Genomic DNA, 14,090 nt, shown 5'->3' with positions numbered 1-14,090 from the left:
ATAATTTCCAATTTATCTGGGCAATATTTCATGGAAAGGAGAGATGTTCCGTGAGACCGATGATGCTAGAGCAAATCCAGGCGAAACTATTCTACACGGAAGATTTGATCGTGCGGGAATTTGACTTGTACGGGAGAGAGGCCATTGTAGTCTATATAGAGACTCTAGTTGATCCGGATAAATTGGAAAAAAGTTTGTTTAAGCAATGGTTTGAAGCCCAATTGGATCATGATCATCATCTCGCATTAGGCGAACTGATTACGTCGGCAGTCGTATTTCCCTGTACCAATCCGGATGATGCCGTCAAAGAGCTATTAGACGGGAAGGCATTGGTTTATAGCGAAGATGCTTGGTATTCCTTAAGCGCCGAACAGTCCAATGTCCGTTCTATCCAAGAACCCCAGAACGAAGGCTCGATCATTGGAGAACGAACGGGCTTTATTGAGCAATTAAATATAAACATTAATCTCATTCGCAATCGGGCATCCTCTCCTCATTTAAAGGTCCGTTATTTGACCCTTGGCAAATATTCCTCTCACAAGGTAGCTGTGTTATGGCAGGATGGTTCGGCTGATCCGGATATTGTCGACATGGTAACGAAACGCCTGAAAGGGCTAAATACCGGAATGGAAGTACATCCCGGACGGCTGCAGAAGGAATTGCTGAAAGAGGAGAAAAAAACATTATTCCCACAGGTGTTTGGTACAGAGCGGATTGATACGGCGACCAATCTCATTATGCAAGGGCGAATTGCCGTATTATGCGAGCAGAGCTCCACATGCTTAATCGTGCCCGTATCGTTTTATACTTTTTTGCGCACGATCGACTCCATGTTGATGGAGGATCGGGGCGCGCTTGTCCTGCAAACGTTGAGGGGAATTGGGCTTATGCTCAGTTTGTACATCTGCAGCTTGTATATTGCCGTTGTCAGCTTCCATCACGAGGTGCTTCCTTCGCAGATGGCTATAAGCATTAAAGGATCGCTCGAAAATGTTCCTTACTCGCCTATTGTGGAGGCCGTTCTTATGATTATCATTTTCCAGCTGATCGCGGAGGCAACCATTCGCCTGCCTTCTCAAATCGCGCAGATGGTTGGGGTCGCCGGTGGGATTATCATTAGCGAGGCGCTTGTAAAAATCGGTTTTGTTTCTAATGTCTACATCGTTATTGTAGCCTTATCGGTTATTGGATCTTTTCTTATTCCCACGTATCAAATGCGGATTTTGACGCTCATTTTGCAGCTGTTATTTGTATTTGCCGCATGGATTGTCGGCTTTTATGGCATTACCTTGCTTACGGCTGCCTTCATGGTGCATTTCTTCTCCCTGGAACCGTTTGGCGTTCCTTATTACTCGCCGATAAGGAATCATTCCAAATGAAGTCCAAGCTCGGGTTGTTTCAGCTTTATTGTATTGTCCTCCAATCCCAATTCGGCTCGGCTATTATCTCCATCGCCCATGCGGTAAGCGAAAAGTCCGGCACAAGCGGTTGGGTATCCTGCTTGCTCGGCGGAGTCGCCAACAGTCTTTATGTCTATATGGTATGGAAACTTGTGGCGTCAGCCGGTGAGCATAATGTGTTTCAGTACATCATGCAGCGATTGGGGGGCTTTGGCGGCCGAATAGTTCTGACGCTGACCGTTTTGCTTAATGCGCTGATCTTGTACATCATATTATCCAATTGGTTGAATACGACGGAATTATGGGCTTATCCGCGGACGCCGGAATGGTTCTTAATGCTGACGTTATTTGGCGTATGCATGTACCTGGCTCTGCAGCCGATCCGGGTATACGCCAGGTTTGCCGTGTTTTGCACGTTGTTTATACCTTCGTTTATTGTGATGTCCGGGTATATGCTGAAGGATTGGCATCCGTATCATCTGCTGCCGGTATTTGAAATGGGGCCTTTAGCCGTTCTGGATGGCGCATTTGTTGCGTTATGGGGGTTAACCGGAGCGGAGATCATCCTATTGCTGCCTGGTTATATTAATCATGCGGATAAGGCCAAGGTGCTTCGAACTGCGATGTATGCGAGCTGGACCACGACTGTCATTTACGCATTTTGCGTATTTTCTTCCATGGCGTTGTTTGGGAAGGAAATGATTCACTTGATCCGGGAGCCGTTGCTGTACCAGATGAAGGCTATCTCCTTAAATGTGATTGAGCGGTTTGATTTGATCATTATTACAATATGGATCTTGTTTATTCTCACCTCGTTTTATTCCTATTTCATGCTGATTGTTTCGTCGATATCGGCCATGCTGAGGAAACGGCAGGAGGTTTCGAAAGCGGCCACTTACGTCTGTGGTACGATTCTATTCGCCATTTGCCTCTATCAGCTGACAGCCGATCAAATGGACCAATTGCAGGCAATCACCAACCGGTTTGCGCCGCTTATTTCGTTTGGTCTCATTGCGAGCATGCTGTTCTTGCTCTGGTTGGCAGGTCTCCGAAATAAGGGAGGGAGGAAATCGTCATGAGAATAAGAGAATCGATTGTTCTTCTCCTGGCGGTCCTGCTTCTAGGCGGTTGCTGGGATCAAAGACAACTGAAAAATATCCGAATGGCGCAAACGGTTGGGGTCGATCTATTAGGCGAGAACAAGGTGCGTTTATCCGTGTCGATTCCAACAATCAAGACAGCGATTGAGAACCAGGGGAACGTCGTAACGCCAAAAGTGAGCGGAGAAGGCCATTCCGTGCAGGAAGCTGGCATACAATTGCAGAAAATGGTCTCCCAGCATATGGACCTAAGAGAAACAAGGGTTCTGCTCGTAAATAAAGCTTTTGCGGAAAAAAGCTTATATGAAACATTGGATTTTTTCTATCGCGAAGCTCAGTTCCCTATTAGCATTTTTGTGGCCATTACGGAAAGCTCTGCTCAGGATATCGTGGAAATGGAGGTAGAGGACCGTTCACTCATCAGTGAATATTTGTATGATTTGCTTGAGAGCAACGAGGAAGAAGGGCTTATCCCGAGAGAATCGCCTTTTCTGATCTTATCGATCATGAGCACCCCCGGCTTTGATAACGTATTGCCCATCATTGATGCCATGCGCCAGAATGAGCGGGCAAAACTCATTGGTTTGGCCTTATTTCATGGAAAGCAGATGACGGGGAGGCTGGATTCCAAGCAATCGCGCGCCTTTGTTATGCTGACCAAACACCAGTCGTACGGGACGATGACCGAACAGGTTGGCCCCGAACAAAGCTATTTAACGTTTATCTATAAACGGGCAAAACATAGAGTGGACATTACGGTAAACGATCAGATATCGGCAGACTTGTACATAACGTTAAATTGCTTCCTGGTTGATAATCCTACGGGTAAGGAGATAAATAAAACCGTATTGTCAGATATTGGCCGCAATCTGGAGAAAACGATGACCAATCATGCGGAGGCCATGATCCGCAAGCTTCAGGAAGCAAACTGCGACGGACTTGGAATCGGTCTTCAAATGAAAGCTCTGCATAACAAGACGTGGAGAACATTGGATTGGGAAAAGGAATATCCGACAATCAAGATCAAGCCCCATGTACAAGTAAAGATCAAAAATCACGGGCTAATGAATTGATTCCCGGTTAGCCTTATTGTTGTCGCAACATTTATGTTAGGTTAGGCGTATAATGATGTGTGGGAAAAGTTGGATATCTCGCTTGCGGTCAGAAGGTTAACCGACAGGAGGTTATTCTATGCGGAAATACGGCGTAACCCTAATGCTTATTACGTTACTGGCTTTTCTACTTTCTGCTTGCAGCCACCAGCCCTCTTACGGAACGCCTCCGCCTATCAACAAGCTGAAATGGGGCATGAACGTGAAGGAGGCCTTTCATGTTCTGGGAATCGCGGAAAAGGACACCACTCAAACAACTCTTGGCACAACCCGCACTTTTATTGCGAAAGAGCAAATAAAGATCAATAATCGGCTTGCTGAAGTAAGTTTTACGTTTGATGATTACTTTGCCGAGCCTGTATTAATTGGGATTACGGCACTGTTTAATCCGGAAGACGTTGAATATGTAGAGAAGGAAATAACGAAACAACGCGGCCAAGGGGAATATCAATATACCGCAACAAGCGAAGCTTTAAGAGCGACCTGGAATGACGACAAGCTTGAGACTAATGAAAGATGGAAAGCTGCGGTGGAGGAGATTTATCGCAATAACGGAGTGAAGATAACGGACGATCCGCTTAAGGATGGAGTATCAGTGGACTACAAACCGATTACAAGTTGTAATCTAACGCTCGATAAATCCAGTCCCTTGTACGGAAGAGTCTCCTATAGCGGTGAAGTTGCAGCGATGTTAAATTATCCGGAAAAGTTTGCTCCGAAACCATAAAGCCGCAAAAAAACAACGGTGCGTTAAGCGCCGTTGTTTTTTTGCCCGCGTCTTCTTGAAGCCGGCAGTCTTATTTGCCGTTAAATGCGCTTAGCATCCAGACATGTTTCTCAAGCGATTTGTGAATGGCAAGCAGCATGTCAGAGGTCGTTTCGTCGCCGGCTTCATCGGCATCCTCCATGCCTTCCTTGAGCTCTTCAATCACCATGGAGAAGTCGCTGATCAGCTGCTCGACCATCTGTTCGGCCGTTTCTTTGCCGTGTGCTTCTCTGATCGTGGATTCTTTCAGATAGTCGCTCATTCTGGCTAGCGGCTGGCCGTTGACGGCGAGCAGGCGTTCCGCGATGTCATCGAGGTGAAGCGCAGCTTCCTCGTAGAACTCTTGGAACTTGACGTGCAGCGTATAGAATTGCGGACCTTTGACATACCAGTGATAATTGTGAAGTTTCACATACAGGACATTCCAGTTGGCGACCTGATGGTTTAAGTGTTGTTGGACGGTTTTGGCTGTTTTTGTAGGCATTGTTCTTTCATCCTTTCCAAAGTAGAATTAGAAGTAAATTCTAGAAGCGCAATCGATATGATTAATGATACTTAACCCCTGCAACGCCATTTGAAACGGAAATTCACGAATTGGCAAAAATTAACCTTCCAGAGGGGGCTATCGTTTGTCTTCGTTTTTTGACCGGAATTCTGCAGAAAACTTCATTCCTTATTCCGCATCCCACACCGTTATGCTGGCTGCTATGATTGTGCTGGCCTTGCTACTCTATAGCTTTCGACTCCAAGTGCGGAGCATTCCTCTCCTTCACAATATGATCCGGTTCGGCATCATCCTGGGCTTGCTTGTGCCCCAGATTGTTCTCTATTATTGGTATGCGGACCAAGATCTCTGGGACGTTCAATATACGCTGCCTCTCGAGCTGTGCAGCATCTCGCAATTGCTTGCCATTATCATGCTGCTTACGCGCAGCCGCCTTCTCTATCAGATTGTGTTTTTTGCCGGCATTGGCGGTGCGATGCAAGCGATGTTAACGCCAGATTTAGCGTATCCGTATCCGCATTTCCGCTTTTTCCATTTCTTTATTGTGCATATTGCGATTATTCTTGCTCCGCTCTATATGACTTGGATCGATAACTATCGTCCGACCTGGAAATCAATCGGGATTACGATGATATCTCTAAATATTCTTCTGGTTGTCGTTGGAGGCACGGATTACTGGCTTGACGCTAACTACATGTTCCTTAAGTCCAAGCCGGAGGGGGCTTCGCTGCTTGATCTATTGGGGCCATATCCTTATTATCTCTTGGCGGAGGAAGGGATTGCGCTTGTCATCTTCACGATCATGTACCTGCCTTTTATCCGGTGGAGAAGAGGACAGGAGGAGCACAACAAAATTTTAAGATCCAAATAACAAGGATTTCTAGATTTAGCAACGTATACATTTACGATGTGGAAATAGTCGCAGCAGATTCCTAAGCAAGGCGTTGTGAAAGACTACGAGACGTAGGTGATTATACTTGTTTCTTTTTGATTATATGGTCAATCTCGCGATTTTCTCGCTGCTAGTCAGCACCCCTTTGGTGATTCGTTCTTTCATAAATTTAAAGCCTTTGAAATATCCGCAGTTTTGGGGCGGCCTCTATGCGGGCGCCGTTTCGATCGTTCTCGTTTTATTAGCCGTGAAGCAGCAAGGCTACGTGTATGATATCCGGTATTCTCCGGTTATTTTGATGTTTGCTTATTTAGGTCCCGTTGCGGGCGTAATTACAGGCATGTTTGCTTTGTCGATTCGTTTGCTGTCTAGCGGGAACTGGTTCCCGGCCATTGCCGGATGGGCTTTTATCATGGGGACCTTTACTATGTTGCACATCTACTTCTCCCGTCGTAAGCTGCCGCTATTCAAGCGTTGTCTGGCTTTGTCCGGCGCTTATGTCGTACTGTACGCGTGCGTTGTGTTTACATTCCGTATTTTGGTGGACGAGCCGGCCTTCCATCTGCAGTACGTATGTTTCGTCCTGTTAGGCGTGCTCGTCGGAGGATTTCTGATTGAATCGTATGAACGAATGCGCCGAACGACGGCCGAGCGTAACGAGATGGCCTTGTCTTTGAGCGCCAGCGAATACCAATATAGACTCATCGCGGAAAATACGTCCGATCTCATCGTTGTCATGGACCCTGATCATGCCATCCGGTATTTCTCTCCTTCGCATGAGTTTGTGCTCGGTTATTCAAGCCTGACGCTTAATCGCGCGGAGCTGGACCGAATTATTAATCCCGACGACGGGAAGATGTTTGACCAGACGGTAAGAAAGCTATTGGAGCAGAAGACCTCGATTTCCATGGAAATCCGGTTCCGCCATCGGGATGGGCGTCTCATTCCTTTTGATTCCTTGTGCAAGCCGGTCGAAGGGAAAGAAGGCCGGATCGAGCATATCGTCATCATTAGCCGGGACATCTCCGAACGCAAGAAGGCAGAGGAGTTTCTTCTGCAGTCCGAGAAGTTGTCGGTTGTCGGGGAGCTAGCAGCGGGCGTTGCCCATGAGATCCGAAATCCGCTCACGACCATCAAGGGGTTTCTGCAACTCTATCAGATCGAGAACCCGACGATGAAGTACGGCGAACTGCTTCAGGATGAGTTGGGACGGATCGAGATCATTACGAGCGAGCTGCTCTCGATGGCCAAACCGCAGGCAATCGCTTATTCCGTTACGAATGTCAAAGACGTGATCGAGCAGACGCTTGAATTTTTGACGCCGCAATCGTTAATGAACAATATTGAATTCAAACGCGAGTACGTTGGCGAGTATTTCCCGGTTGCATGCGTGAAGAACCAATTAAAGCAAGTATTTCTCAACATCTTAAAAAACGCGATAGAATCCATGCCTAAAGGCGGGGAGATTCTGATCGGATTGCGAATAGATCCAAGCGGGGAATGTCTGATTGCCATTCAAGACCAAGGCTGCGGCATTCCGGAGGAACATCTTCAACGTTTGGGACAACCTTTCTATAGCTTGAAAGAAAAGGGCACGGGGCTAGGGCTTATGATCAGCCATAAAATTATTAAACAATATCATGGACGGATTACGTATGAGAGCAAAGTGGGCGAAGGTACGAGAATTGAAATCAGGCTGCCGGTCCACCATGAAATTCCGAAGCAAGTTGAACATATAGATAAATAAAAGGTAAAATGTGGAATGCGTAATAAGGGAGGAAATTCATGATTACTGTATTTTTCGCTATAGCTGCAATTATTGTCATTTCCGGCATTGTGTCGAGTAATTCGAAATCGAGTCGTTCACGCGGCAGACGGAACCATTCAGCCGGACCGGGCATGAATCAATCGCAAATGTTTGTTGATAATACGGCAGATACCCACCGCCATCATCATAACCATCATCATAACAGCCATCATGATCATCACAACAATCACGATCACGGGGGCAGCCAATCTTTTGGCGGCGATTCCTCCTCAGGATCGGATTCGGGCAGTGGAGGCTCGGGGAGCGACTAGTCACTTATGGCCAATATTAATGAAATCGCAAAGCGTGCAGGGGTATCCGTATCGACGGTATCGAGGGTGCTCAATAACCATTCTTATGTATCCGAAGAGAAGAGAGTCGCCGTGCAGCGGGTCATAGACGAGCTGGATTATACGCCGAACCGGTTGGCCGTTGACCTGATCCGTCAGGAGACAAGGACGATTGGCGTCATTATGCCGTATAACAACAATCCGGCGTTTGATCAGATGCTGCACGGTGTTCTTAATCGATCGGTAGAACAAGATTATACCGTGATGGTATTGCCTACTAAATATGATTTATCCAAGGAACTTGACTGTTTCAATAGGTTGAAAAACAAACAGCTGGACGGGATCATTATTACTTCCCGTTCGAATAGCTGGGATATTCTTGTTCCGTATGCCAAATACGGGGCTATCGTCGCCTGCGAATATACGGACCATCCGGAGATCGGCTGCGCCTATATGGACCGGTACGCCTCTTATTTGGAAGCATTCCGGCTGTTAAGGGAGCGGGGCCATTCAAGGGTTGCTTTTACAACGGCAAGAGGGACTGAGAGCAATAGCACAAAGCTGACGATCAAAGCGTATAAGCAGATCTTCGGGGATTACCCGCCTGCTTATCACATTGGGGATTGCTATAGATTGGAGGACGGTCTAAGAGCGGGGGAGCAGCTGCTTCATGCGGCTCTTAGGCCTACCGCCGTTTATGCGAACGGCGACGAGGTGGCCGCCGGGATTTATCAGTATGCAAGAGGCATACAACTCGAGGTGCCGGAGGATCTGGCGATTATTGGACAAGAGAACCAGACGGTGGGGATAGGGTTAGGGCTTGCTTCGGTCGATCATCAGTTGGTGAAGGTTGGCGAACAAGCCTTTGATCTCATTATCCAGAAATCCAAGAATAAAATAGAGATCCCCTATAAGATCCATCTTCGGCAATCCATTTAACTATTGACCTGAAAAGGATTTCATACTTTAGCCTACAGCTAGGAGCTTATTACTTATGCTGCAGGAGGATGATGTCCAGTGTATAAGGCAGTTATTTTTGACATTGACGGCACTTTAATCGATACAAGACGGCATGCGATTGAGGTTTTTGAGGGGATCCGGGAAATGCTGCATGATTTGAGCGAACATCCCGTTCTTAGAGGGATCGTTACTTCAAGGACCAGCCAAGAGTATCTGGATGACTTTGTTCCGTTTGGTCTTGTTAGAGATTTGCCATTTGCGTTATGCGCGGACGACACGAAGCGGCATAAGCCGCATCCGGAGCCTTTGCTCAAGTTTCTGGAGATTTCAGGTGCTGAAGCCGCGGCAACCCTCTACATCGGCGACACCGTCTATGATTATGAATGTGCTAGAGACGCAGGCGTGGACTTTGGCTTAGCCATGTGGGGCTGCAAGCAGCCTGAAGCTATACCGGCCAAATACAAGTTTGAACATCCTCGGGACGTTTTGGCGCTTCTATAGCATGAAGAATCCTGGCTACAGCTTAATAGTGCGCGTATTTTGCTTGCTGCTTCCTGTCGGCAGAGCGGGTTTATTAACGGATGGTTTCGCCTGCTGACCCGCAAGCGTTGCATTAATCTCACCGCCCAGCATGATAATATTGGAGCTCATGTACAGCCAGATCAGCAGGATGATCATGCCGCCGATGCTTCCGTACGTTTTCGAATAGTTGCCAAAGTTGTTAATGTAGAACTGGAACAGCAGCGAGGAGGCAATCCAGCCAAAGGTTGCAAACAGAGCTCCCGGAACGGCTGTTTTGAAAGGGATTTTGCGGTTGGGCACAATCCAGTAGAGCAGCGAGAACACAACAATCATAAACAGGATAGAAACAACGTATTTCAATAGGCCCCAGATCAGTCCGAAGCCTATCGGCGAACCTAACCAATCAAACAGAAATTCGCCAATCACCTCTCCAAAAATAAGCAAAACAATCGCCAGCATAATAGCCAGAGCTAACACAACCGTCGCCGCAAGCGAGATCGCTCTTACCTTCCAGAAAGGGCGGTCTTCTTCGACGTCATAAGCTTTATTAACGCCTTTGATGACTGCATTTACGCCATTGGACGCCGACCAGAGCGTAGCGATCATCCCAATCGATAACAGCGTGCCTCTGCTGTTGTCCGTAACCTCTAACAGAATATCCCGAATCGCTTCACCGGTTTGTTCCGGCAGCAGACGAATAAGCTCGGCCACGGCGCTGTCTCCCGACAACTGGACGAAACTCATCAAGCTCACCATAAAAATTAGAAACGGAAAAAACGCCAAAATAAAATAATACGTAAGCTGGGCCCCCAGCGCAGGAACGTCATCATCGCGAAAGCGGCAGTACACATCTTTGAAAAACGGAATTATTTTCGAAGCTCGTTTCATGGCCCTCACTCCTCTTAGTTAGAAGGTAAACAGGAGAAGGCTGTTTTTAAACAGAAATAAATAACCTTCCGCCCAGATTGCCGTAACGAGGAGTGAAAAGATTGGAAGTTAAATATGGGATCGAAGACCGTGTACTTGCGATGAACCTTGATAAGGCATACGGGCTTCAAATAGAGAGCGTGTACTTCATTCCTATGGGGGATTCCGCTTATTCTTATTGGGTGAGTTGTATGAATGGTGAACGATATTATGTGAAATTGTTTGACCATCAGAATGATAGACAAAGAAAAAATACGGAGCGTCTTCAACAATACTTGCCTTTAACTTGGCAAATGTTTCATCAAGGACATTTTCGGAATATTGCCTATCCAATAAAAAGTCTGAATGGTGGCTTTGAAATAACGTTTGATGGGATCACGGTGGTCTTATTTAACTTTATTGAAGGGGACACATTGGCTGAAGCATATCCGTTCTCGGATGCAGTAGTAAGCGATATTGCTAGATCAGTCGCTAGATTTCAGCAGATCACTCCTCTAATAGACAAGACTACTCTCTTGGAGGAGACATTTGATATTTCGTTTGAGTCTGACCTAGAGAAGTGTATTTCGATGCTTAAGAACGCCGAGACCTCTAACCATCCTATTAAAGAGGCTTTGCGAGAGCATGTTTTGCCCAAGGAAGAGCGAATTCGCGAGCTATTGAACCTCGTGCGGAAACTCCGCGGCGTCGCTATAGCGGATCCGAAAGAGAAAGTATTAGGCCATGGCGATATTTGGGGAGGCAATTTGATCCGTCACGGAAACGAGTTGCATTTTATAGATTGGGAGTCAGCGATGATTGCGCCTCTGGAACTTGATTTTATAAATTATATTGGTGATGAGTTCGAAGTTTTCTATTCCGCATACGAAGAGCAAATAGGTCGCTCTGTCTCGGTAAATCTTGATCTCATTCGGTTCTATTCCTATCGCCATCATCTTCGGAATCTATCGAATTGGTTAATGAACATTCTCTTTCGCAACACGAACGAAACCCAGAATGACAATGATTTGGAAATGATTCTATATCATTGCATGAACCGATGGGAAAGTATTGAACAGAAGATTAGGGCTGCGGATGTTATATTGCAGAGACGATTGTACAGATAAGGTGATTCTAATTGGGGGAATTTAACATCGAAAACACAGAAATTGTGCAGACAGAAGGGAAATTAGTATTAACATGGGCAACATACAGACGGCGAGTTTTAGGTTTTATGATTGACCTAGGTCTGTTAATGGCCGTACTGATTATCGTCGTGTTTGCACTTAGCGCAATGGGCATAAATTTGAGTGAACTAATGTTTCTATTGCCGTTAGGGCTGTTATTACGGGACGTATTCACCAACCGGAGTTTAGGGAAACGAATTATGGGGCTCTATATTGTGAACTCAGAGGATGAAGTAGTTCCTTCTACAGGGGCACTTATACTTCGGAATGTGTTTTTAATCTTAATGCCTCTTGAACTTTTATGTTTAGTTCTGCAAAAAGAAGGTCGACGATTTGGGGATCTAGCAGCTAGAACTATAGTTGTTAGCTATGAAGATAAGCCTCGCAAAGCAAGGAAGACTAAAAAGCGGTTACTACTTCTCATCTCTGGTATCCTAGTATTTTTCATTGTTACGTGCGGCGGAGCGTTTCTCCTATTAAGTAGTTCAGGAGCTTTGGACACTGCTAAACAAGCATCCAAACAAGATACCCAAATACATGAACGAATTGGAGAAGTTACTGGATTTGGACTATTTCCGACAGGCGGTATTGAAATCTCGAATGGAGAAGGAAAAGCGAATTTTAGATTCAAGGTCAAGGGAACGAAGGGGACTGTGTATGTATATGCGAGCCTCCACAAAGACAGCAACAGTAGTTGGAAAGTAGATTTGCTCCGTATATGGGAATAAAGGCAGCCGACAATAACGGAAGCTTTGTTTAAATTAAAATGCACTTAACTTCCAGTATGTGCTAGTGTAGAGAAGAAATTCCACAGTAGATTTAAGAGAATTGCTAGTGACGTAAAAGGGAGAAGATACGATGTCATTCATAAAAGTGTTGGATGAAGGTTATGTACGGTTGGTTGACCACATGGGATCCGATCTGACCGTTGTTAATGCGGCTCGCGTTTCTTATGCTAAGGAATCCAGCGAGCTGAGCGATCGAGATATTAAGCTTATCAAGTTTCTGGCACGTGAGGGACATACTTCTCCTTTTAGGCATGCCATTGCCCAGTTTGAGGTGTATGCGCCACTAATGGTCTGCAGACAATGGTGGAAGTACGTAGTGGGGTCGGCTCATTATGAAGGAACTGGCGATAGTTTAGATGCTTGGAACGAATCAAGCCGCCGATACATAACGGAAGAACCGGTGTTTTATACCCCGAAAGCGAACGAGTGGAGATCGAAACCGGAGAACTCCAAACAAGGAAGCGGGGACATCATTTCTTGGGAAATGGGCGAAAAACATACGCGGGAATTATTGTCCTACATCGAAATAGGCATGCAAAAATACGAGCAAGCATTGGCAGACGGAATTTGTGCAGAACAAGCGCGGTTATTCCTGCCTGCATATGGAATGTACGTGCGTTGGTACTGGACGGCATCCGTTCAATCCGTTGCCCACTTCCTTATGCAACGATTAGAGCATGATGCGCAAAAAGAAATTCAGGACTACGCTAAGGCTATTTTGGAATTAATTAAATCCATTTATCCAGTTTCAATAGATGAATTAATAGTTAGAGAAAACGGGTAAAAGAACAAAGAACAAAGAACAAGAGTGTGAATCTTCCATGAGCAGTTTGCCCACGCGGCAGCTGCTTTTTTTTTATGTTTTTGGGCATATGGTTCTAAAAAAGTTAGAACTTCCAGACCTGTTAATAATGCCTTGTCTTGATTAAATATAGAATAAGATATGTTAAACTCTGATGTTGATTGAATCTTCTCACCCTACATTCGTTTTAGCTATGTTGCACGAAGTGCAGTATATTTCCCTTAATTAGGCTAAAGCGCAAATTTTACTGCACGGAATGCAGGATATGAGTTGTTTTGGAACCCTTTTGGGTATTATTCGACTTATATCCTGCATTTTGTGCAGGATATCTCTAGTTAGTGGGTTCATACGCCTAAATATGCTGCATTTCATGCAACGTAAGCGGGCGGCGGCGGGACTTTGGTGAGCGTCAAATATCAACATTTAGGTTTAACATAGCCATAGAATAAGTACAGACTATGCTTACGGAGCGAAAACTATCGCACAAAACGCAATAGTCCATGCTTACGAAGAAAAAATTATCGCAAAGAACGCAATAATTCTTTTCAGGAGGTGTTATGTCTGAAGCATTCTGCGCTAGTTATTCTAATCGCCATGCTCATTACAATGGTTGGATGCCAAAGCGAAAAAACGGAATCAGTACCAACGGCTAAAATGTTCCGAATTCAGGTAAGTACGCCTGAAAATGTACAAGCCGATGAGAGTTTTGATGTTCATAGTTCTGTAGTTAATAACTCAAATAGTACTTGGGAGATGGAGCACGGTGCAGGTATGTTCACTTATGAGGTTTATGACCAGAAGGGCCAACTTGTCCAACTAGATGACAAAGAGCGGTTCGTGGATGCCATCGGATATGTAGTTACCTTAGATCCCAAAGCTGCTTACAACTATGATGAAGGGGAGCATGTTTCTTCGAGTTATAACGAGCTTTCCTTAAAGGAAGGTAGCTATACGGTCATTTCAAAGGCGAAGTTCAATGTGAAAAAAGACGGCAAGGAATATGATATAGAGCTGAAGTCAAAGCCCTTCAAGATTAACGTTGATTAAGACAAA

At 45.6% G+C, this 14,090-nt stretch carries 15 protein-coding genes; 13 read left to right on the top strand and 2 right to left on the bottom strand.

The annotated features are described in order from the left end of the window. Nucleotides 1-59: 59 nt before the first annotated feature. The 4 genes from QQK89_RS02230 (at nucleotide 60) to QQK89_RS02215 (ending at nucleotide 4,339) form a co-directional block, all read left to right on the top strand. A complete protein-coding gene (locus QQK89_RS02230) occupies nucleotides 60-1,379 on the top strand; it encodes a spore germination protein (protein ID WP_284236945.1) in 1,320 nt (439 codons plus the stop codon). Next, nucleotides 1,376-2,479: a GerAB/ArcD/ProY family transporter gene (locus tag QQK89_RS02225; protein ID WP_284236782.1), complete on the top strand. Its 1,104-nt coding sequence runs from the start codon at nucleotides 1,376-1,378 to the stop codon at nucleotides 2,477-2,479. Before QQK89_RS02230 ends, QQK89_RS02225 begins: the two co-directional genes overlap by 4 nt. Then, nucleotides 2,476-3,573, top strand: coding sequence for a Ger(x)C family spore germination protein (locus tag QQK89_RS02220; RefSeq protein WP_284236781.1), 1,098 nt, complete (start codon nucleotides 2,476-2,478; stop codon nucleotides 3,571-3,573). Before QQK89_RS02225 ends, QQK89_RS02220 begins: the two co-directional genes overlap by 4 nt. Before the next feature lie 118 nt (nucleotides 3,574-3,691). Then, entirely contained in the window at nucleotides 3,692-4,339 is a 648-nt protein-coding gene (locus QQK89_RS02215) for a hypothetical protein (protein WP_284236780.1), read from the top strand. Between the two features lie 70 nt (nucleotides 4,340-4,409). Here QQK89_RS02215 and QQK89_RS02210 read toward each other — a convergent pair whose 3' ends face one another. After that, nucleotides 4,410-4,862 (bottom strand): Dps family protein, encoded by a 453-nt coding sequence (locus QQK89_RS02210; protein WP_284236779.1) that lies wholly within the window; start codon nucleotides 4,860-4,862, stop codon nucleotides 4,410-4,412. A gap of 145 nt (nucleotides 4,863-5,007) precedes the next feature. Here QQK89_RS02210 and QQK89_RS02205 point away from each other — a divergent pair, with 145 nt between their 5' ends. The 5 genes from QQK89_RS02205 to QQK89_RS02185 all read left to right on the top strand — a co-directional run bounded on the left by QQK89_RS02205 (nucleotide 5,008) and on the right by QQK89_RS02185 (nucleotide 9,333). After that, entirely contained in the window at nucleotides 5,008-5,754 is a 747-nt protein-coding gene (locus QQK89_RS02205; RefSeq protein ID WP_284236778.1) for a YwaF family protein, read from the top strand. A 106-nt stretch (nucleotides 5,755-5,860) separates the two neighbouring features. Then, on the top strand, nucleotides 5,861-7,522 hold the full coding sequence (locus tag QQK89_RS02200) for an ATP-binding protein (RefSeq protein ID WP_284236777.1): 1,662 nt from the start codon (nucleotides 5,861-5,863) through the stop codon (nucleotides 7,520-7,522). 38 nt (nucleotides 7,523-7,560) lie between these two features. After that, complete coding sequence (locus QQK89_RS02195; protein WP_284236776.1) at nucleotides 7,561-7,854, top strand: hypothetical protein; 294 nt, start codon at nucleotides 7,561-7,563, stop codon at nucleotides 7,852-7,854. Nucleotides 7,855-7,860: 6 nt separating this feature from the next. Continuing rightward, nucleotides 7,861-8,811 (top strand): LacI family DNA-binding transcriptional regulator, encoded by a 951-nt coding sequence (locus QQK89_RS02190; RefSeq protein WP_284236775.1) that lies wholly within the window; start codon nucleotides 7,861-7,863, stop codon nucleotides 8,809-8,811. 78 nt (nucleotides 8,812-8,889) lie between these two features. Continuing rightward, the gene (locus tag QQK89_RS02185; protein WP_284236774.1) at nucleotides 8,890-9,333 is read left to right on the top strand and encodes an HAD family hydrolase; all 444 of its coding nucleotides are present in this window, start codon (nucleotides 8,890-8,892) and stop codon (nucleotides 9,331-9,333) included. Nucleotides 9,334-9,348: 15 nt separating this feature from the next. On the opposite strand, the gene QQK89_RS02180 is transcribed toward QQK89_RS02185, so the two are convergent. Continuing rightward, nucleotides 9,349-10,242 carry a YihY/virulence factor BrkB family protein gene (locus QQK89_RS02180; protein WP_284236773.1) on the bottom strand — a complete coding sequence of 298 codons (894 nt, stop codon included), beginning with the start codon at nucleotides 10,240-10,242 and terminating at the stop codon, nucleotides 9,349-9,351. A 101-nt stretch (nucleotides 10,243-10,343) separates the two neighbouring features. On the opposite strand from QQK89_RS02180, the gene QQK89_RS02175 reads away from it, so the two are divergent. The 4 genes from QQK89_RS02175 to QQK89_RS02160 all read left to right on the top strand — a co-directional run bounded on the left by QQK89_RS02175 (nucleotide 10,344) and on the right by QQK89_RS02160 (nucleotide 14,084). Continuing rightward, nucleotides 10,344-11,387 carry a phosphotransferase gene (locus QQK89_RS02175; protein ID WP_284236772.1) on the top strand — a complete coding sequence of 348 codons (1,044 nt, stop codon included), beginning with the start codon at nucleotides 10,344-10,346 and terminating at the stop codon, nucleotides 11,385-11,387. Between the two features lie 11 nt (nucleotides 11,388-11,398). Further along, a complete protein-coding gene (locus QQK89_RS02170; protein ID WP_284236771.1) occupies nucleotides 11,399-12,175 on the top strand; it encodes an RDD family protein in 777 nt (258 codons plus the stop codon). A gap of 130 nt (nucleotides 12,176-12,305) precedes the next feature. Continuing rightward, nucleotides 12,306-13,019 (top strand): FAD-dependent thymidylate synthase, encoded by a 714-nt coding sequence (gene thyX / locus QQK89_RS02165; RefSeq protein ID WP_284236770.1) that lies wholly within the window; start codon nucleotides 12,306-12,308, stop codon nucleotides 13,017-13,019. Between the two features lie 612 nt (nucleotides 13,020-13,631). Next, nucleotides 13,632-14,084, top strand: a complete 453-nt coding sequence (locus QQK89_RS02160) for a hypothetical protein (RefSeq protein ID WP_284236769.1) — start codon at nucleotides 13,632-13,634, stop codon at nucleotides 14,082-14,084. Nucleotides 14,085-14,090 lie beyond the last annotated feature (6 nt).

Origin of the sequence: Paenibacillus glycanilyticus (assembly GCF_030161375.1) — a bacterium.
GTDB lineage: Bacteria > Bacillota > Bacilli > Paenibacillales > Paenibacillaceae > Pristimantibacillus > Pristimantibacillus glycanilyticus_B.
The sequence above is the reverse complement of the archived record's forward strand: the minus strand, read 5'-3'. Positions and strand labels throughout refer to the sequence as shown.

What these genes read in the sequence shown, in the direction of transcription:
- QQK89_RS02230 (WP_284236945.1), top strand. Translation starts at nt 60, where the DNA reads ATGATGCTAGAGCAAATCCAGGCGAAACTATTCTACACGGAAGATTTG.
- QQK89_RS02225 (WP_284236782.1), top strand. Translation starts at nt 1,376, where the DNA reads ATGAAGTCCAAGCTCGGGTTGTTTCAGCTTTATTGTATTGTCCTCCAA.
- QQK89_RS02220 (WP_284236781.1), top strand. Translation starts at nt 2,476, where the DNA reads ATGAGAATAAGAGAATCGATTGTTCTTCTCCTGGCGGTCCTGCTTCTA.
- QQK89_RS02215 (WP_284236780.1), top strand. Translation starts at nt 3,692, where the DNA reads ATGCGGAAATACGGCGTAACCCTAATGCTTATTACGTTACTGGCTTTT.
- QQK89_RS02210 (WP_284236779.1), bottom strand. Translation starts at nt 4,862, where the DNA reads ATGCCTACAAAAACAGCCAAAACCGTCCAACAACACTTAAACCATCAG.
- QQK89_RS02195 (WP_284236776.1), top strand. Translation starts at nt 7,561, where the DNA reads ATGATTACTGTATTTTTCGCTATAGCTGCAATTATTGTCATTTCCGGC.
- QQK89_RS02190 (WP_284236775.1), top strand. Translation starts at nt 7,861, where the DNA reads ATGGCCAATATTAATGAAATCGCAAAGCGTGCAGGGGTATCCGTATCG.
- QQK89_RS02180 (WP_284236773.1), bottom strand. Translation starts at nt 10,242, where the DNA reads ATGAAACGAGCTTCGAAAATAATTCCGTTTTTCAAAGATGTGTACTGC.
- thyX (WP_284236770.1), top strand. Translation starts at nt 12,306, where the DNA reads ATGTCATTCATAAAAGTGTTGGATGAAGGTTATGTACGGTTGGTTGAC.
- QQK89_RS02160 (WP_284236769.1), top strand. Translation starts at nt 13,632, where the DNA reads ATGCTCATTACAATGGTTGGATGCCAAAGCGAAAAAACGGAATCAGTA.